This window comes from Acidianus brierleyi (assembly GCF_003201835.2).
In the GTDB taxonomy this organism is placed as follows: Archaea; Thermoproteota; Thermoprotei_A; order Sulfolobales; family Sulfolobaceae; genus Aramenus; species Aramenus brierleyi.
Map to the genome: position 1 here is coordinate 1918664 of NZ_CP029289.2, position 18816 is coordinate 1937479.

The window sequence follows — 18816 nt, forward strand, 5'->3', positions numbered from 1 at the left end:
GTTGGTGACAAAAAGTTGGAAACAAACTAGACGGATTCATGAAATGCCTTAATTGTGGATACGAAACTTCATTAGATCAGCATAATATAACATGTCCAAAATGTGGTGGAATACTAGAGATAATAATTGAATTAAAAAATTTCACGTTCAATAATCTTAAGGGTAGAGGAGTCTGGAGATATAAAGACGCCATACCTGGAAACTATACTAAAATCGTAAGTATGAATGAAGGAGGAACACCACTTATAAAAACAAAAGAAGAAGGTAAAGAGATATACTATAAATTCGAGGGAGCTAACCCAACTGGTAGTTTCAAAGATAGAGGAATGACAGTAGCTGTAAGTTCTGCTTTAAATACGAATTATAAAGTAGTTGTAGCAGCATCTACTGGAAACACGGCGGCATCGGCTGCGGCATATGCTGCACGAAGTGGACTGAAGATCTTTTTAGTTTTACCTAAGGGTAAAGTCGCGTTAGGCAAATTAGCCCAATCAATACTTTATGGAGCTAATATAATTGAAGTAAATGGAAGTTTTGATGTAGCAATGAATTCAGTACTAAAAATGTATAAAGATCTAGGAATAGTATATCCATTAAATTCTTTTAATCCTTGGAGATTAGAAGGGCAAAAAACTATAGCTTACGAGATCGCTGAGGAAATAGGAGTTCCCGATTCAATAATAGTTCCTGTTGGAAATGCAGGAAATATATACGCAATATGGAAAGGATTTAAAGAACTAATGGAAAATGGAAGTATAAATAAAATACCTAGGATGATAGGAATTCAAGCTGAAGGAGCTTCACCTATTGCTAAAGCAATAGCTAAAGGTTCGGAATTACCAGTATTTACTAATAACCCTGAAACTATTGCAACTGCTATAAGAATAGGTAAACCAGTAAACTGGATTAAAGCAATGAAGGCTATACATAACTCTAATGGTACAGCATTATGTGTAAGCGATAATGAGATTATAGAAGCTCAAAAAGAATTAGCAAGAAAAGAAGGAATAGGTGCAGAGCCTGCATCAGCAGCAGCATTAGCTGGATACAAAAAAGCTTTACATGAAGGTATAATTAACGAGAAAGAAAAAACTGTATTAATACTCACTGGACATGCACTAAAAGATCCTGATTCAATGCTAAGAATAAATACAAAAATTATGTCACTAAATCCAGAAGAAATAGAAAAAAATGTTTTAGGTGAAATAAATGTTAATAATTAAGATTGGTGGATCAATACAAAAAGACGAGAAAGATTTTAATTTAATTATACAAAAAATAGAGAAATATTTGGAAAACACTGATAAAGCAATTATAGTTACTTCAGCGCTAAAAGGCGTTACAAATCAGTTGCTCTACGCTACAGAAAATAGAGAAAAAGCTGTAGAGATAGTTAGTGACGTTTATGATAAGCATATCAAGTTATTATCAAAAATAGCAGAAGGTCCTTCCTTTGAATTTGCTTTTAGAGAAATTTCAAAATTGGCTGATGAGTTGTTCAAAATTGCATGGTCTATAAGAGTTTTAGACGAAGTTACACCTAGAGTTAAAGATTATATATTATCATTCGGAGAAAGAATGTCGACCCTAGTTTTAAACGCTGTACTGAATTCATCAAGAATAAATTCTGAGGCGTATCCAGAACCTCCTATAATAACGGATGAGAATTTTGGAGATGCTAAAGTAATAGAGAAACTGTCGCTTCAAGAAAGCTCCAAAATTTTAGAAAAAAAATCTAAAGTAATAATTGTTCCAGGATTTATTGGAAAGACTCAGACAAACAAATATACAACACTAGGCCGAGGAGGTAGTGACTATACTGCGACTATTCTGGGAAAACTTCTTGATATTAAGGAGGTACGTCTTATTACGGAAGTTCCAGGTATAATGACAGCAGATCCTAGAAATTTTCCTAATGCTACTACAATAAAAAGATTATCACTTGAAGAAGCCATTGAACTTTCGCAAATGGGAGCCAAAAGGTTACATCCAAGAACATTTGAACCATTACTAAATAGTAACGTAAATGTTATAATTGAAGGACTCTACGATCCTGGATATACTATAGTTAGAGGTGATTGTGACAACGATAAGGGAATTAAAGGAATAGCGGTTTTAGACAATTTAAAACTAGTAACAGCCGAAAGTACTGATATTGTAGGAAAAATAGGTTCTGCAGCAAGAGTAATGAATGAGGCTAAAAACTCAGGCGTAAATATAATTTCAATTTCTCAGCCTGCGTCTGAAACTACTATACAGCTAATAGTTAACTCACAAGATTCAGAAAAATTATCAGAAAGACTTATGACATTACCAGAAATAGAAAGCGTAACTACTGAAGACGTAGAAGCAGTAAACGTAGTAGGATGCGGACTTAAATACAAAGAAATATTTAAAGAAGTAATGAAAGAAATCTCAAATTATGAGATTTTATCTATATCTAGAGGTCTAAATAATGTAAGCGCTACATTTATAGTAAAGAAAGAAGAAGGAGATAAGTTAGCCAAAGATTTACACGAGGTAGTTCTCAAATGGACAAACTAAGAGTTTCTCTACTTGGATCTACAGGAATGGTAGGGCAAAAAATGGTAAAGTTACTTTCAAAGCATCCATATATTGAATTAACTAAGATTAGCGCATCACCGTCAAAAATAGGTAAAAAATATTCTGAAGCTGTAAAATGGGTAGAAGGAGGGGAAATTCCAGATAATGTAAGAGAATTAAAGTTAGTTTCTACATTGCCGGAGGATCATAAAGACGTTGACGTAGTTCTTTCTGCACTACCAAACGAACTAGCTGAAGATATAGAACTTAAGTTAGTCAGAGAAGGCAAAATAGTGGTTTCCAATGCTAGTCCATATAGAATGGATCCAGAAGTTCCATTAATAAATCCAGAAATTAATTGGGAACATTTAGAGTTACTAAAATCACAAAAAAGCAAAAGAAATTGGAAAGGATTATTAATTAAAAATCCAAATTGTACTGCGTCTATATTATCGTTACCTCTGAAGCCACTATTGAGAGATGTAAAAATGAATAAAATACTAATAACAACATTACAAGCAGTAAGCGGTGCAGGATATAATGGACTTTCCTTTATGTCAATAGAAAATAATATAATTCCATATATAAAGGGAGAAGAAGAAAAAATACCTAAAGAAATCAATAAAATGTTAGGAATCATAAATACTGACAAATTAATAGAGGCAAACTTAGATGCCAACGTAACATCTATTCGTGTCCCAACAAAGGTTGGGCATATGGGAATTATAAATATAATGACAGACGAGAACAAAGTAGATGAAATAAAGAAGTCTCTTAAGTATTTTAAATCATTACCACAAGAGAAAAACTTGCCTACTGCACCAAAATCTCCTATAGTGGTAATGGATCAAGAAGATAGACCACAACCAGAGATAGATCTAAAGAGCGGAAATGGAATGGAAACCTATGTGGGAAGAATAAAATACTCAGACGGAATTTTAAGAATGATAGTGTTAGGAGATAATTTGATAAGAGGAGCTGCAGGCATAACAATCCTTACAGTAGAAGTAATGAAGGAGCTAGGATACATTTGAAAATAGATTTCCATACTCACACGTGCTATAGTGATGGAAAAGAGACACCAGAAAATTTAGTTAAGTATGCTGAAAAAAGAGGTATATTTTTAGCAATAACAGATCATGATAATAGTAATGGGATAAAACATGTCCTTGGTAAAGTAATCCCAGGACAGGAGGTTACAACACAATACGGGCATGTTGTAATAATTTGTAATTTTATTCCACATCCTCCAAAAGATATACATGAGCTTATAGATTATAGTAAGGAAAATTCATGTATAGTCTTTCCATCTCACCCTTTTGATATTTTCAGAAAAGGAATAGGAAATCACTTGTTTGATTATAAATTTGATGCTATAGAGATTTTCAATTCTAAGGCACCAAAAAATGCTAACAATAAAGCAGAAGAAGTATCTAAAAAACTCAATTTACCCGGACTATCCAATAGTGATGGCCATGTAAAAGAAGCAATAGGTTCTGCTTATAACGAATTCGATATTAATGAGTTAAAAATTGACGATATATTTGATCTTCTTATTGGTAAAAAATTTAAACCTATTAAAGTGGGATTGACCAAAACTGCTAAATTAAAGATTATAGAATGGCATATTCAGAGGAAGTTGTTTGAGAAGAATACCTGCAGAACTATGTATCAAATGCAAGGGTAGTAAATTACTTTGTGGGCTTAGAACATGCCCTATATTAGAGAGATTCAGAGCAATTGTAAATACTTCCTTGAAGATAGATCTAGAGAAGGAGAGTATAGAAGGTGCTACTCCACCTAGTGTTGTAGTTGGAGAAAAGAATTATCCAAAAGTTACTATTTCTTTTAACGTCCCCCCACAAGTTTATGGAGAAGAAGCAAAGGAGTATGAAAATCCTAGAGGTTGGTGGGGTAGAAAATCTATATATGAAATTATAGATTATAGATCATCTTTAGTTTCTAATTTACTCAAAACTAAAGCTGACGACGTTTGGAAGTTATATGAGAAAGAATTACCATTAACTGCAGTTTCGTACTCTCCAGTAGGTGCTGAAAGTAAATTAGAAGGAAAAATAGAAGCTAAATTAAGATTTAATGGATACATAATGCCAAGAGGACCTTCTGCAAATATAAAAGATTTCAAAATTGTAGATAATCCAAAAATCTCCAAAGTTATGGATAAAATAATATTTGATGACGTTAAAGCTCAAGACGCCATAAGGGAATTATACACATCTGGAGAAGATATATATAATATAATTAACGCTATGTCACTAGGGCTAATTGGAAAAAAGAAAAATAGGAAATTAGTACCAACTAGATGGGCAATAACTGCAGTAGATACAACTATAGGGAGAGATATACTAAATAAGATAAAAACGTATCAAAGTATAAGTGAAATTCAAGTATTTTATCAAAAATATCTAGGAAACTATTTCCATATAATACTTTATCCATCAAATTATAATATAATATGGATAGAAATATGGCATCCATTAACACTATGGTCTAACGAGCTAATTATTTCAGAATTGAAAGAAAACTACTGGGGAGAGTATGATTTTCTTGATGGTGGTTATATAGCAGCTAGGACTTCTATCTTAGAGTACCTAGAGAAAGTAAGAAAATCTGCAGGTATCGTAATAATAAGGGAAATTACATCAGAATATTTTGCTCCACTAGGAAATTGGCACATAAGAGAAACTGTTAAAAACGCAATGGATAATAAAATAGGTAAATTTGAAAATATAGAAAGTGCAATTCAGTTTATCCAAAATAGACTAAATGGAAAAATAGACTTATTTAAGGTTAAAAGTATTCATGACCTAATTAAGCAAAAAACTATAGACTCGTTCTTTAGATAAATAGTGAAAACACTGACATAGCAGTATATAATCTATTTTCAGCCTGATCCCAAACAGCACTTTTATTTCCGTCTATTACAGAACCTTCTACTTCTTCTCCTCTAACCGCGGGAAGGCAATGCATAAAAATTCCGCCCTTTGCAGTATATTTCATTAAATCTTCGGTAACCTTATAGTCCTTTAGCATCTCTCTTTTTTTCGAAGCAATCTCTTCTTGGCCCATACTTACCCATACATCAGTATAAACAGCGAAGCTACCTCTAACAGCTTCGTAAGGATCATCATAAAATTCAATTATAGCTCCAGAATTTTCTGCCTCTTCCTCTATTCTCTTCCATATATCTTCTCTAGGTCTTAATAATTTTGGAGTACCTACTCTTATTTCTAAACCTAATTTAGCTGCAAAAGCCATTAAGCTTACAAGAACATTGTCACTTCCGTCTCCTACAAATGCTATAGTTTTATATTCACCAAATTTTTCCTTTATTGTCATATAATCTGCTAATGCTTGCAAAGGATGAGAAAGATCACTTAACAAGTTAAATGTAGGTAATCCAGAAAAATTTGAAAGTTTAATTAATGTCTCATGATTTAAAACCCTAGCTCCAATACCATTAACCATTCTTCCAAGAACTCTAGCAGTATCCTCTACGGGCTCTCCTCTACTCCATTGGATATCATTTTTATTCATTACAATCGGAACTCCTCCCAAAAGAGAAATAGCAGTTTCTGAACTTACCCTAGTTCTAGTACTCGGTTTTTCAAATATTAATGATATTCTCTTTCCTTCTAAACTTTTGGGAATTGAATTCGAATATACATTGTCTTTCATTAAGAATGAGACTTCCATTATTTTTTCTATCTCTTCTTTCTTGAGATCAAGAAGGCATAAGAGATTTTTACCTTTTAACATATTTTTAGTTAAACGCAGGGATTAAAATATGGATCTCATGAAAGTTATAGAAGAAGCAGTAAAGCCTAAGCAAGGTAATAAGCCAAAGTACGAGGAACCGCACGTAATCTTAGCATTAGAAACCATAAATAAAGAACAGCCTATAGGAAGACTTAGTTTAATGAAAAAGCTGAATCTCTCAGAAGCCCCTATAAAAACATTACTTAAAAGATTGAGAGAGATAGGAATAATCAAGGTAGATAAAGTAGGAGGCGCTGAACTTACTGAAGAAGGTAAAAATTTAGTAGATGAATGGAATAATAAGATATTTATTTCACATGTAAATTTAAATAGTATAAAATGGAAATCTATTGAAATAATTCTGAAAAATGGTAGAAATATTTTGGATAAAATAGGTGTTATACCATTAAGAGATTCAATAATTAAGACAGGAGCAGATTCTGTATTAATAGCTATATTGACAGATAAAGGAATAGAGCTGCCACCAAAAACAGATGAGCTTTCTATAGGAGATTTACTTAATGAGATAAAAAATAACTGTACTTTTTGTAATAAAAACGATTTGATAGTTTTCATTATTCCAGAAGATAACTATATTGCATACAAAGTTGCACTACTTTTAATTAAATATGAAAGTGGGATTTCTAGTTAACCCTTATGCCGGAAGCGGTGGTAGATTAGGCAAGAAAGGAAGTGATAATATATACATAGAGAATCCTGAAATACCTATAAGAGTTAAAAGATTTATCAATAATTTACCTTCTACGATTACTTATTTTACTCCCCGGTTTAAGATGGGAGAAATATATTTCACTAACTCATTAATTAGGCCATTTGTAATTAATTGTGGTAAGGAACGGTCTACAAGAGAAGATACAATAGCTAGCGTGAAAATTATGCAAGAACTAGGAGTAGATATTATAGTCTTTGTAGGTGGAGATGGTACAGCAAGAGATATAGCTGGAAGCCTAAACAAGCAGATACCTATCCTAGGAGTTCCAGCGGGAGTAAAAATGCATAGTGGAGTTTTTGCCTCTACACCAGAAGCTGCTGCAAAAATACTAACAGATTTTAATGATGGCAGAGCTAAAATAGTAAAAGCGGAGGTTCTAGATATTGATGAAGAAGAATATCGGAAAGGAATTTTTTATGTAAAATTATATTATGTTGTAAATAGTGTAAGTTCAGGAAATCTACTCACTCCTGGAAAGGAAGAATATAATTATTCTACTGACGATATCTCAGAATATATTATTGAAAACATGAATAATGATACATATTATATTCTAGGTCCAGGTAAGACTGTAAAAGATATTGAAGAAAAGCTAGGTTATTCACCCAATTTTCTTTCTACGGATGTATTTTTAGGAAAAAAGTTGTTACTATCTAACGTATCTTATTTTGATTTATTGAAAATAACCGGGGAGTTAAAACTAATTTTGACACCTATAGGAGGTCAAGGATTCTTAATAGGAAGGGGAAATCAGGAAATAGGCCCATCAATTCTAAGAAAGATAGGTAAAAATAATATAATAGTAGTGTCATCAATTGAAAAATTAAGAAAAATAGAATGTCTCAGAATTGATACTGGAGATCTTGAAGTAGACAATATGCTACAAGGTGTTTATAAAGTAGTAGTAGGTTATAACGAGTTTATGGCGATAAGAACATGCAGTAATACATAATCTAAATATTATTTTGCTAACACTCATTCTCATTTGGGTACATATTAAAAGCTATTTTTACGAATTATATAGGCAATGAAAGGAGACGACGATATTAATGAAATTGCTGAAGAGATAACAAAACAGTATCTTAAAGGTTCTCCTAGATCTAAGCTAGTCGAAGCAGTTATTGTCCTCCTTCATGCTAGGCCATTAAGAACTTCTGAAATAGCGTCGAATTTAGGTTATGAGACAAAATACATAAGCAGCTATCTAAGTTATTGGAAAAGAAAAGGCTTAGTCTATCAAGAAGGAGGAAGATGGTATTTATCTCCAGATGGAGAGAATTTAGCGAAATCAATAGTAGATTCATATTCTAACTCTAGATTTAGAGAAATGCTAGTAATAGCTAAACAAGTACTAGAACCAGTTAATCAGTCAATAAACAACAACAATTCACAAAAAGACACAAAAAACGGTAAGGAAGTTTTGTCGTTTATTGACTCTAAAACCAGTAATAAAATCAATAAACGACAAGATAGAGATATAACGGTTTGTATATCAGAAATTCTAGAAAAATTAGACGCTGATGAAAGAGATATATTAATATTCCTAGTAAACAGATATAAACAATGGCAATCTACTTATATTTATATAGATCAGTTACAAGAAGAATATAAAGCAGATTCTACTTGGCTCTTTAAGGTTCTAAGAAATCTACAGACAAAACGAATAATATATCTATATAATGATCCTAGATTAGGTTTTAGAATAGGTTTTTCACAATCGTTTAAACGAAGGATAGAAAACTGCTGAAAAGTTAAAATATAATTCTTAAAAAATCTTAAGGATATTCTACGTTCTATTAACCTATTCTAAGTTTTATGTACAAGAAGTATTATTAACTATTGATTAGACTGATGAATAATATTAAGTCAAAATATTGTATACGTTATGATAATGTTTTGGCTAATATAGGTTATGTAAGTATAGGCTCGTCTAGTCCTTTTAATTAAAGTCTGATTTTCAAGCTTTACTTACCGTTTTATGAGTAAACTACTTCTCTATTTTTTGTTTGATAGCTAATTTACTAATAGTCTAAAAATCTTAAATTATACAAACAGTATTTAGCCAATATTTTTGGTTAACAAAAAAGAGTAGTAGTAATCTATATAACTCATTTCACTAAAAGGGTATTAGGTGAAATGTTGTCTTCTAATAAATCTGTAAAAATGTCAGAAGATGAAATAGACCAAGCACTGGCTAAGGCCGAAAAAGAAGCTGAGAAAAAGGATCATAAAAAAATATGGATAGATAAAATGATAAAAAGTGCTAAGACATACTATAAGGTATGTCCTTACTATGATAAAAAAACTTCTAAATGTTTTTTAGACTTAGCAAATAAATGTACAAGAGAAGGAAGATATGAGAATTGTCCAGTTTTTATGGGATTTCTAGATAATAAATACCAAGATCTTACATCGAAAAAGAAAATTTTACCGTTAGATTTCTTAGATTTAGCTCAGACTACGTAAGTGAAATATATTGCCAAAAAAGAAAAAGAATGAAGATAAGGCCAAGTCAGAGAAATCTAAGAAGAAATCCTCATCTAAGGAGAAATTTATAGACCCGGAAAAGTTATTAGATGAATATTTAGATGAAGCAATAGTCAGTCTAAATATTTCTTATTTAGGTTTAGACAGAGACGAATATAAAGAATTAATAAAAGAGCCATTCACAGCTGCCGTAGGCCAAGTTAAAAGCAAACCTAAGCTTTCTACTATTTTAAATAGGCTTTTAGCTAATAGAGATGGATTAATGGAATTTCTAGCTATTAAATTGGCTAAAATTAAAGAAATATCTACAATGAATGATTCTCAGTTAGAATTTTTAGTATATAATACTAAAAAAGCAATAATTTCCTTAATTCAGCCTTTATATCATGAAGTATTAAAAAGAAATAGAAGCGACTTAATGGATATTCTAAGATATAACTGGGATTTATATGGCATACGATCTCCCATAAAATGTAGTAAATGCGGATTTAATTCTATTATGCCAGATTTTAGCTGTAAAGTATGCGGATATGTCATGAGCATGAAAGAAGTTAAATCTCAAATAGATGTTATAAATATATTGAAAGATCTCTCGAATATTGATCCTGAAAGCTTTAAAGAGATACTTTCTGCTGGTTATTTTTACTATACTGCGGAAGGCCCTATAGCGCCTTCTAAACTAAAGCCTGAGCCTGGATATTTGTTTTTTGAAATTATATTGAATTCTAATGAGAAAAAGACCTTAAGCAGTATTCACAGTACTCAGCAGACTTAATATATGCTCCGCATATTTTACATCTATTATTCTTAAAAACTATTAATGAATTCTCAAATGTGTGAAATATTTCATTATCGCTAAATTCCATACTAGACCATTTCAATATTTCATTTAGTAATGGATCATTAGTATTTAACTCCCCAGTTATTTCATTGAATCCCTTCAGCTCTTTTAACGGTGTATTATATAACGGAATAAAGAATATCTTCTGATTAAAAATACTAGTTAAACCATAATAACTTAAAAAACCATAATTAGAAGTAGAAATTGAATAAATCATATAAGATAAAAAGAAATCGGCAGTAAAAGGAAGAATTATTTTATTAGCATCTAATTTCATTATATTTGTGAAAAATCTCCATAAATCATAGTTTATTTCCATACTTTTAAATTCTACTTTAGTTTCTTCAAAATCTAATTTGCAATCTTTACATATCTTTAAAATAATATTTTTTATTAGATTAGCTACATTCTCATAAAAGTCAGGGTATATTAGGATAACTTTATCTTCTCTATTTAAGAATCTTGTTTCTGAAAGCTCTCTTCTTATTCTTTTTATTATCTCATTTCTTGCGCATTGTTTACATAATAGTTTTCCACTAACACTTACTTCTGCAGGATTTCTATTACACTTTACGCAGAGCACTTCAATCAAAATATATAATACTGATTAAAATAACTTCCTAATAATGATAGAAAAATTTATATATAAGCGATACTAATGGTCTGCAGAAAAGGTGCGTAAAAATGTCATCAGGAGTTCCAGTCTTACTGTTTAAAGAAGGTACTTCAAGAAATAGCGGAAGGGATGCACTTAAAAACAATATACTTGCAGCAAGAACGTTAGCCGAAATGCTTAGATCTAGTTTAGGACCTAAAGGATTAGATAAAATGTTGATAGATAGTTTTGGAGATGTAACTATAACAAATGATGGAGCTACTATAGTAAAAGAAATGGAAATACAGCATCCTGCGGCTAAATTGTTAGTAGAAGCTGCTAAAGCTCAAGATTCCGAAGTTGGAGATGGAACAACTAGTGCAGTAGTCTTGGCAGGCCTATTTTTAGAAAAAGCAGAAAGTCTTGTTGACCAAAATATTCATCCAACTATAATCATTGAAGGTTTCAAGAAGGCTTTTAATAAGTCTTTAGAATTGTTACCTCAATTAGCTACTAAAGTTGATGTAAGCGATTTGAACAGCGCTACTGCCAGGGACGCATTAAAGAAGATAGTATATACTACAATGTCAAGTAAATTTATGGCAGAAGGTGAGGAGTTAAACAAGATAATGGATATAGTAATAGATGCTGTAACTACTGTTGCAGAGCCTTTGCCAGATGGAGGATATAACGTATCGTTGGATCTTATAAAGATTGATAAAAAGAAAGGAGGAACAATAGAAGATAGTCAACTTATACGCGGAATAGTACTAGACAAGGAAGTAGTACATGCTGGAATGCCAAGAAGAGTAGAGAAAGCTAAGATAGCAGTTTTAGATGCCTCATTAGAAGTAGAGAAGCCTGAAATATCTGCAAAAATAAGCATAACTAGTCCAGATCAAATAAAGGCATTCCTTGATGAGGAAGCTAAGTATTTGAAAGACATGGTAGACAAACTAGCTTCAATAGGAGCTAACGTAGTTATATGCCAAAAAGGAATAGATGATATAGCTCAACACTTCTTGGCAAAAAGAGGAATTTTAGCAGTAAGAAGAGTTAAGAGAAGTGATATAGAGAAATTAGAAAAAGCATTAGGAGCTAGAATAATAAGTAGTATAAAGGACGCTACACCAGAAGATTTAGGTTATGCAGAGTTAGTAGAAGAAAGAAAAGTAGGTAATGATAAAATGGTATTTATTGAAGGAGCAAAGAATCCTAAAGCCGTAAATATATTGCTAAGAGGTTCAAATGATATGGCGTTAGACGAAGCAGAGAGAAGTATTAATGACGCACTATACTCTTTAAGAAATATATTAATGGAGCCATATATTGTACCAGGCGGTGGAGCAATAGAATTAGAACTTTCTGCTAGATTAAGGGAATATGCTAGAAGTGTAGGTGGAAAAGAGCAATTAGCTATAGAAGCATACGCAGATGCTCTAGAGGAAATTCCAATGATATTAGCCGAGACTGCAGGACTTGAGCCGATATCTGCATTAATGGATCTAAGAGCTAGGCATGCCAAAGGTTTGACAAATTGTGGAGTAGACGTGATTAATGGTAAGATAATTGATGATATTTATAGCATAAATGTAGTCGAGCCAATAAGAGTAACAAGACAAGTCTTAAAGAGCGCAACTGAAGCAGCAACGTCTATAATGAAAATTGATGATTTAATAGCAGCGTCACAATTAAAGTCTAGTGGAAAAGGAGCAGGAGCAGGCGCTGGTGGAGAAGGAGCAGAAGGTGGAGGAGCTCCATCAATGGAGGGTTTAAGCTAAAATTTAATTTTTAACTTTTTAGTATTTCTTATACATTACGACTGCGTCTGAATCTTCCATATCTTTATATCCATCAATTTCTTGTAAAACTTTTTCTGCAGCTTTCTTTATATTTTCATCATTATAACTATTTATTATTTCTTGGAGCAATTTTTTAGCTAATTCTACACCTATTACTAACTCTAATTCTGTAAAGTCTGGACTTAATAAATAGTCTGTAATCTTTTTAGGATCTCCTCCATAAGAGGAGAACTTATATTTAGACTCTGCATATGCAAGCAGTCTTCTTACATCATCTAATCTTTTCAGATCTAAATTATTTGGCGTAAGCACCTTACTTGCCACATGCCTTAAGAAGTCGGGTTGTTCCAAACTATTTCGCCTATAGAAGTTTTATTCGGTATCGTGTATAAAAGGATTCTACTTAATTAAGTTTGAAACTCTTAATGAATACTTAAAAGCAAATTGTGATATAATTATCATAGTGTTAAGTATGAGTGTGAGGAAAAGGAAAAAGAGGGCTGATAGTGAAGAAACAGAAGAAGTTGAAAATAAACTAAAAGTTGTTTACTCTGATAAGGACGTTGTAGTAATGACTGCGCCAAACGAAGAAGAATTAAAACAAATTCTACTTGACCTGTTAACAGAAAAACCTATGAATCTAAAAGAATTACATAGTAAACTTTCTGGCATAGCTAGTGAAGATAAGATAAGAAGAGCATTAGCTAGCCTATCTGAAAAGGGGCAAGTGACTCTTCTTGAAGACGGAAAGTATGCCAAACTAGGCACAGAATAAAGTTTATTTCGACTCTCTTATTGGACATTTTTGCCAATATTTGCTACATAAATTGGCATTGGCAGATGTTATTATTCTGCCAAGAATTTTACAATAAGCTATGAAGCCAGATTCTATTTTCATTAATTGGAAATACTCACAACTGCTATCTATTTTTTCGCTCAATATGTTAACTTCAGGATAAAATTTAATTTCCTGATCTATTTTCTCGTTAAATACTTCCAATCCTTCTTTTTCTTCGTTTTTGTCAACGAAATATCTGCAACCTTTAAATGTCTTAAAACATCTAGATGGGCTAACAATGGTATCCGTAGGACTTTCTAACATAGGTGACATACAATATCCATTTTTGTAATATGGGCATATATCACGTTTCTGCAACTTCTCTCACTATTACATGAATGCCCAATATATCATTATCTTCCGTATCCCACTTAGGTATATGTATTGTGCTTACAATAACGTTTTCTACATTATTTTTCTTCATTTCCATTATGGCTTCTTTCACTTTTTCCTCATTTATCTTCTTACCGCTAAAATCTTCCACAACTAAAACTTCTGCTATTTTCATAATTAATGACTTTAGTTAGCAAAGCATTAAAAGCTAAATTCCATATTAGTTGTGTGAATATCATAAGGGAAGCTAAAAAAGAGGCCTCACAGATAATATCAAAGGCTATTGGAATAAACGAGGACATAATTTTAAATAATATTGAATATCCACCTAAAGGAGATTTAGGAGACTTAGCTTTACCTTTACCTTCAGTTACTAAGAATTTTAATGTGAATGTAACTGGAAAAGGATATTATATTAAAAATATTGAAAGATCTGGAGTGTTTATTAATATATTTCTTGATGAATCAAAAATATTTACTACAATATTTTCTAATTTTGACGAAAAATACGGTATTGAAAAATCTGAAAATCCTAAAAAAATTGTAGTAGAACATACAAGTGCTAATCCAATACACCCATTGCACATAGGTCATTTAAGAAATTCAATACTAGGAGATACTTTAGTAAGATTATTAAGAGCCAGAGGACATGATGTAAATTCTAGATTCTATGTTAACGATAGCGGAAGGCAAGTTGCTATTTTAATCTATGGTCTTTCTAAATTGAACTATCCTGAGCCTCCTTCAAATATTAAAAAAGACGAATGGTTAGGTTTAATATATGCTATGACAAATGTAATAATCGAAATAAAGAAAATTACTGACGAGTTAAAAAATTCTGGAGAAAATGAGTATAAAGAAAAAATTTCCAAGAGGGACGAACTTGTAGCTACAGCTAATGAATTGAGAGAGAGAAATCAAGAATATTTTGATATTTTAACTGAAAATATTATGAAAGATATTGATCCAGAAAAGGAAATTCTTGAGATTATAAAGAAATATGAGACTGGAGACGCAAACACTAAGGTTATAGTAAGGAAATATGTAAGCTATGCTATAGATGGGTTTTTGGAAAGTTTAGATAGACTTCACATCTCATTCGATGTATTTGATTATGAAAGTGATATTTTATGGTCGGGCGAGGTTAAACAAATACTCAATATTGCTCTCGACTCGCCTGCAAAAATAAACTACAAGGGCACATGGGCTTTAGACCTTCAAAATTTTATAGACGATAAAACTAGAGAAGAATTAAATATTCCTAAAGATCTTGAGCTTCCGCCTTTAGTTTTAATGAGATCTGACGGGACAACATTATATACATTACGGGATGTAGCATATACTTTTAGGAAATTTTCTGACTTTAAGGCAGATATTGTAATTAATGTTATAGCAGAACAACAGTATATGCCACAGATACAGCTAAGGGCTTCATTATATATCTTAGGATATCCTGAATATGCTAGAAACTTGTTACACTATTCGTACGGAATGGTTAATTTACAAGGTATGAGAATGAGTGGTAGATTAGGTAAATATATATCGTTAGATGATATTTACGATAAAGTAAAAGAAGTAGTGGAAACTAAAATAAAAGAAAAGAAGGGAAACGTAGAAAACTTGAATGAGATTGTTAATTCAGCCATAAGATACGCGATAGTTTCAGTTTCTGCAAATAAGCCTATATCATTTAATATTTCTAAAATAACTAATCTTGAAGAAAACAGTGGGCCATATCTTCAGTATACATATGCTAGAGCATATAATATCCTTTCAAAAGTTAACGAGAAATTAGATTTAAGTAAAGCTGATTTGAATGAACTTTCTGGAGACAAAAGGAAAATACTGATTATGATATCTAAGTTTCCGGAAATTTTTGGAAAAGCCGCAGACGATATGAAACCTGAAATTTTGGCTATTTATCTAAGACAATTTTCTGACTTATTTAATTCATGGTATGATAAGGAAAGAGTTCTACAAGAAACTGATGAGAATAAAAGAACTACTAGAATTTATCTAGTGAAAGGAGTAGAGGGAGTTTTAAGAAACGGGTTAGAAATTTTGGGGATAACGCCTTTATCAAGAATGTAAATGGACCCGTAGCTCAGCCAGGATAGAGTCCAGGCCTCCGGAGCCTGTGGTCCCGGGTTCGAATCCCGGCGGGTCCGTTATGTTAGTTTATCTATATATTGAGTTAGAAACACTTTTCACTAATGCACTACTATTTTGAAAATTTATATCTAGAATCCCATATTAATTAAAAAATACCGCTATATGCTATCTTAAGGTAATACTATCATCTACATTAGATATAGTTTAAAGCCAAAAGACTGAATAATTATAATGGTTCAAATGCAAGCTAGTGCTAGCATTCTCTCTCTTAATAAGATCTCAGTGATAAAGCGGGATGGTAACAAGGAAGAGTTTAAACTTGAGAAGATTTTATCCAAGCTGGGCTTTATTCCAGATAAGGTCATGGAGGGAATAACTAACGATGTAATGCAGATTGCTAAAGATAATATTATAGACTCTAGGACATTAGCTGATATAGTTGAAAGGAATCTTATTGAGAATTCTCTTGAATATCCAGAACTCTTGGATTTAGCTAAGAGATTTGTTTTATCTAGAATATATAATCATGTTTATGGTAAAGGAAAGTGGAAAGACTTTGATCAAAAGGATCTTCTTCTTTCATATAATGCTCTAAAAGTGTTGGAAGCTCGTTATTTATTAAAGGATCCTAACACGTTACGTTATATAGAGACACCTCAAATGATGTTTAGAAGAGTAGCTAAGTTCCTTTCAAATGTAGAAAAAATATATGGGAAAAGTGAAGAAGAGATTCATCATATTGAAGAAAAGTTTTATGAAAAAATGAGTGAATTGAAATTCTTGCCTAATACGCCAACTCTTATGAATAGTGGTACAAGGTTAGGTATTCTTTCAGCGTGTTTTGTACTTCCTGTAAAAGACTCTATGACTACTTCTCAGGGAGACGGAATATATGATACATTAAGGGCTATGGCTCTAGTTCATCAGCAGGGTGGAGGTACTGGATTTGATTTCTCTGAACTCAGGCCTAAAGGAGACATAGTAGCTTCAACAGCAGGCGTAGCTTCCGGTCCCGTATCTTTTATGAAAATATTTGACGTTTCTACAGATGTTGTAAAACAAGGTGGTAAGAGACGAGGCGCTAATATGGGTGTAATGCATGTATGGCATTCTGATATAGAGGATTTTATCCATGCTAAAACTGGTCAGCTTAAAGATGTGCAATTACAGAATTTCAATATTTCTGTAGGCGTATATGATTATTTTATGGATAAAGTAGAAAAAGGTGAAGAAGTACCTCTTATTACTCCTAGGAAAACTAAGATACCTGGTACTGACCATGATTATTATATAGTAAAAGCAAGAAATTACATGAACGAAGAATGGGTACAAGAAGAGATATTAAGTGAATTAGAAGAAAAAGGTTCAGTCTATCTAGATGAGAGTAAGATTGTTACAGTGGATGAAGCGCTATATATTGCCGAAAAAGAAGGCGCTATAATTAGGTGGATTAACGCTAGAACTATTTTTGACGAAATAGTAAAAGGTGCATGGGACGGAGGAGATCCAGGACTTCTTTTTATTGACGAAATAAATCGAAGGCACCCAGTATGGTATCTAGGTAAAATTCAAGCTACTAACCCATGTGGAGAAGAACCTCTTTTATCTTGGGAATCCTGCAATCTAGGTTCTATTAATCTTGAGAAATTTGTAAAAGGAGAAGAAAAAGTCTATGTTGATTGGGATGGTTTAGCAGATACTATAAAATATGCTGTTAGATTGCTGGACAACGTAATAGATGCTAATAGGTATCCTTTAAAACAGGTAGAAGATGGCACTAAGAGAACAAGGAAAGTTGGTTTAGGTGTTATGGGGTTAGCTAGAATGCTAATAAAACTTGGAATCCCTTATGATAGTGTCGATGCAGTGTACTTTTCATATCAGTTATCTAAGTTTATTTATTATCATGCATTTAAGGCATCTATAGAACTTGCAAGGGAAAAAGGATCATTCCCAGCATATGATCCTACAAGATATAGAGAAATATGGGATTCTTCTAGGCCGTTTGACTATCTTCTTTCAGTTACTGGAATTAATGAGACTCCTTCAACGAGGATAAAAGAACTTACTAAGATTGTAGACTCACTTGATTTTTCTGCACTTAAAAAGGACAGAATAACTTTTGGATTAAGAAATTCTACAGTAGTTTCTATAGCACCTACAGGCACAATTTCTATAATTGCGGGTACATCATCTTCTATAGAGCCGCTCTTTGCTTTAGCGTTTATCAGAAACGTAGCTGTAGGTAAATTTATGGAGATAGATCCATTGTTTTTGGATTACTTAAGAAGATATGAATTAGATAACTCAGAAGTTGTTAAAAAGGTAGCAGAAACTGGGACGGTAGCCGAAAATCCATTTATGCCTTCTACGATAAGGAAATTATTTAGGACAGCTCATGAGGTATCTCCGGAATTTCATGTCTTGCATCAGGCAGCGTGGCAACAATGGAATGATTCTGGAACTTCAAAAACAATAAATCTTAGGACAGAAGAACCACCAGAAACTGTAGAGAAAGTATATATGATAGCGTGGAAGTTAGGAATAAAAGGAATAACAATCTATAGGGATAAATCGAAATCGCAGCAAGTAATATACTTTGGAATAAAGAAAGAGAGAGAAGAGAAAGAGAAAAGACAACAACTTATCCCATCTGGAATGAGGTTAGAGAAGAAATATGTTGAAGTTAGCGAAAATTATGCAGGCGGATGTAAAACTTGTGAATTGTAACATAAAATAAAAATTTTTTTA

At 32.2% G+C, this 18816-nt stretch carries 19 protein-coding genes and 1 tRNA gene; 15 read left to right on the forward strand and 5 right to left on the reverse strand.

The features are described 5' to 3' along the window. The first annotated feature begins 38 nt into the window (after positions 1 to 38). From thrC to DFR85_RS26490, 5 genes are read left to right on the forward strand one after another with little or no spacing between them, the layout of a single operon-like run. On the forward strand, positions 39 to 1223 hold the full coding sequence (gene thrC, locus DFR85_RS26470) for a threonine synthase (RefSeq protein ID WP_110270864.1): 1185 nt from the start codon (positions 39 to 41) through the stop codon (positions 1221 to 1223). Further along, positions 1210 to 2544, forward strand: a complete 1335-nt coding sequence (locus DFR85_RS26475) for an aspartate kinase (RefSeq protein ID WP_110270865.1) — start codon at positions 1210 to 1212, stop codon at positions 2542 to 2544. The genes thrC and DFR85_RS26475 overlap by 14 nt, the downstream gene beginning before the upstream one ends. Continuing rightward, complete coding sequence (asd, locus tag DFR85_RS26480; protein ID WP_110270866.1) at positions 2532 to 3578, forward strand: aspartate-semialdehyde dehydrogenase; 1047 nt, start codon at positions 2532 to 2534, stop codon at positions 3576 to 3578. Before DFR85_RS26475 ends, asd begins: the two co-directional genes overlap by 13 nt. Next, positions 3575 to 4231, forward strand: a complete 657-nt coding sequence (locus DFR85_RS26485) for a PHP-associated domain-containing protein (protein ID WP_110270867.1) — start codon at positions 3575 to 3577, stop codon at positions 4229 to 4231. The genes asd and DFR85_RS26485 overlap by 4 nt, the downstream gene beginning before the upstream one ends. Continuing rightward, positions 4188 to 5411 carry an Nre family DNA repair protein gene (locus DFR85_RS26490; protein WP_168367198.1) on the forward strand — a complete coding sequence of 408 codons (1224 nt, stop codon included), beginning with the start codon at positions 4188 to 4190 and terminating at the stop codon, positions 5409 to 5411. Before DFR85_RS26485 ends, DFR85_RS26490 begins: the two co-directional genes overlap by 44 nt. On the opposite strand, the gene argF is transcribed toward DFR85_RS26490, so the two are convergent. Then, on the reverse strand, positions 5404 to 6324 hold the full coding sequence (gene argF, locus DFR85_RS26495) for an ornithine carbamoyltransferase (protein WP_110270868.1): 921 nt from the start codon (positions 6322 to 6324) through the stop codon (positions 5404 to 5406). The two genes, DFR85_RS26490 and argF, sit on opposite strands and share 8 nt — an antisense overlap. Positions 6325 to 6352: 28 nt before the next feature. Here argF and DFR85_RS26500 point away from each other — a divergent pair, with 28 nt between their 5' ends. The 5 genes from DFR85_RS26500 to DFR85_RS26520 all read left to right on the forward strand — a co-directional run bounded on the left by DFR85_RS26500 (position 6353) and on the right by DFR85_RS26520 (position 10319). Further along, on the forward strand, positions 6353 to 6976 hold the full coding sequence (locus DFR85_RS26500; protein ID WP_110270869.1) for a DUF4443 domain-containing protein: 624 nt from the start codon (positions 6353 to 6355) through the stop codon (positions 6974 to 6976). Then, complete coding sequence (locus DFR85_RS26505; RefSeq protein WP_110270870.1) at positions 6954 to 8009, forward strand: ATP-NAD kinase family protein; 1056 nt, start codon at positions 6954 to 6956, stop codon at positions 8007 to 8009. The genes DFR85_RS26500 and DFR85_RS26505 overlap by 23 nt, the downstream gene beginning before the upstream one ends. 75 nt (positions 8010 to 8084) lie before the next feature. After that, complete coding sequence (locus DFR85_RS26510; RefSeq protein ID WP_110270871.1) at positions 8085 to 8804, forward strand: replication initiator protein WhiP; 720 nt, start codon at positions 8085 to 8087, stop codon at positions 8802 to 8804. Positions 8805 to 9196: 392 nt separating this feature from the next. After that, the gene (locus DFR85_RS26515) at positions 9197 to 9523 is read left to right on the forward strand and encodes a hypothetical protein (RefSeq protein WP_168367245.1); all 327 of its coding nucleotides are present in this window, start codon (positions 9197 to 9199) and stop codon (positions 9521 to 9523) included. A gap of 10 nt (positions 9524 to 9533) precedes the next feature. Next, positions 9534 to 10319: a hypothetical protein gene (locus tag DFR85_RS26520; protein WP_110270872.1), complete on the forward strand. Its 786-nt coding sequence runs from the start codon at positions 9534 to 9536 to the stop codon at positions 10317 to 10319. On the opposite strand, the gene DFR85_RS26525 is transcribed toward DFR85_RS26520, so the two are convergent. Then, complete coding sequence (locus DFR85_RS26525; RefSeq protein WP_110270873.1) at positions 10270 to 10968, reverse strand: hypothetical protein; 699 nt, start codon at positions 10966 to 10968, stop codon at positions 10270 to 10272. The genes DFR85_RS26520 and DFR85_RS26525 overlap by 50 nt on opposite strands. A gap of 101 nt (positions 10969 to 11069) precedes the next feature. Here DFR85_RS26525 and thsA point away from each other — a divergent pair, with 101 nt between their 5' ends. Then, on the forward strand, positions 11070 to 12761 hold the full coding sequence (gene thsA, locus DFR85_RS26530; protein WP_110270874.1) for a thermosome subunit alpha: 1692 nt from the start codon (positions 11070 to 11072) through the stop codon (positions 12759 to 12761). Positions 12762 to 12779: 18 nt separating this feature from the next. Here thsA and DFR85_RS26535 read toward each other — a convergent pair whose 3' ends face one another. Then, positions 12780 to 13133: a hypothetical protein gene (locus tag DFR85_RS26535; RefSeq protein WP_110270875.1), complete on the reverse strand. Its 354-nt coding sequence runs from the start codon at positions 13131 to 13133 to the stop codon at positions 12780 to 12782. A 121-nt stretch (positions 13134 to 13254) separates the two neighbouring features. Between DFR85_RS26535 and DFR85_RS26540 the strand changes: the two genes are divergently transcribed. Then, entirely contained in the window at positions 13255 to 13557 is a 303-nt protein-coding gene (locus DFR85_RS26540; protein WP_110270876.1) for a hypothetical protein, read from the forward strand. Positions 13558 to 13560: 3 nt separating this feature from the next. On the opposite strand, the gene DFR85_RS26545 is transcribed toward DFR85_RS26540, so the two are convergent. Continuing rightward, the gene (locus tag DFR85_RS26545; RefSeq protein WP_110270877.1) at positions 13561 to 13938 is read right to left on the reverse strand and encodes a hypothetical protein; all 378 of its coding nucleotides are present in this window, start codon (positions 13936 to 13938) and stop codon (positions 13561 to 13563) included. Next, positions 13925 to 14128: a hypothetical protein gene (locus tag DFR85_RS26550; RefSeq protein WP_246252870.1), complete on the reverse strand. Its 204-nt coding sequence runs from the start codon at positions 14126 to 14128 to the stop codon at positions 13925 to 13927. The genes DFR85_RS26545 and DFR85_RS26550 overlap by 14 nt, the downstream gene beginning before the upstream one ends. Before the next feature lie 53 nt (positions 14129 to 14181). Between DFR85_RS26550 and DFR85_RS26555 the strand changes: the two genes are divergently transcribed. The 3 genes from DFR85_RS26555 (at position 14182) to DFR85_RS26565 (ending at position 18795) form a co-directional block, all read left to right on the forward strand. Beyond that, on the forward strand, positions 14182 to 16044 hold the full coding sequence (locus DFR85_RS26555) for an arginine--tRNA ligase (RefSeq protein WP_110271870.1): 1863 nt from the start codon (positions 14182 to 14184) through the stop codon (positions 16042 to 16044). 2 nt (positions 16045 to 16046) lie between these two features. Next, positions 16047 to 16121, forward strand: a tRNA-Arg gene (locus DFR85_RS26560). A gap of 184 nt (positions 16122 to 16305) precedes the next feature. Beyond that, positions 16306 to 18795 (forward strand): adenosylcobalamin-dependent ribonucleoside-diphosphate reductase, encoded by a 2490-nt coding sequence (locus DFR85_RS26565; RefSeq protein WP_110271871.1) that lies wholly within the window; start codon positions 16306 to 16308, stop codon positions 18793 to 18795. Positions 18796 to 18816 lie beyond the last annotated feature (21 nt).

Excerpts from the sequence above, each read along its gene's own strand:
- thrC (WP_110270864.1), top strand. The coding sequence starts at position 39 with ATGAAATGCCTTAATTGTGGATACGAAACTTCATTAGATCAGCATAAT.
- DFR85_RS26565 (WP_110271871.1), top strand. The coding sequence starts at position 16,306 with ATGCAAGCTAGTGCTAGCATTCTCTCTCTTAATAAGATCTCAGTGATA.
- thsA (WP_110270874.1), top strand. The coding sequence starts at position 11,070 with ATGTCATCAGGAGTTCCAGTCTTACTGTTTAAAGAAGGTACTTCAAGA.
- DFR85_RS26550 (WP_246252870.1), bottom strand. The coding sequence starts at position 14,128 with ATGAAAATAGCAGAAGTTTTAGTTGTGGAAGATTTTAGCGGTAAGAAG.
- asd (WP_110270866.1), top strand. The coding sequence starts at position 2,532 with ATGGACAAACTAAGAGTTTCTCTACTTGGATCTACAGGAATGGTAGGG.
- DFR85_RS26510 (WP_110270871.1), top strand. The coding sequence starts at position 8,085 with ATGAAAGGAGACGACGATATTAATGAAATTGCTGAAGAGATAACAAAA.
- DFR85_RS26540 (WP_110270876.1), top strand. The coding sequence starts at position 13,255 with ATGAGTGTGAGGAAAAGGAAAAAGAGGGCTGATAGTGAAGAAACAGAA.
- argF (WP_110270868.1), bottom strand. The coding sequence starts at position 6,324 with ATGTTAAAAGGTAAAAATCTCTTATGCCTTCTTGATCTCAAGAAAGAA.
- DFR85_RS26500 (WP_110270869.1), top strand. The coding sequence starts at position 6,353 with ATGGATCTCATGAAAGTTATAGAAGAAGCAGTAAAGCCTAAGCAAGGT.
- DFR85_RS26505 (WP_110270870.1), top strand. The coding sequence starts at position 6,954 with ATGAAAGTGGGATTTCTAGTTAACCCTTATGCCGGAAGCGGTGGTAGA.
- DFR85_RS26475 (WP_110270865.1), top strand. The coding sequence starts at position 1,210 with ATGTTAATAATTAAGATTGGTGGATCAATACAAAAAGACGAGAAAGAT.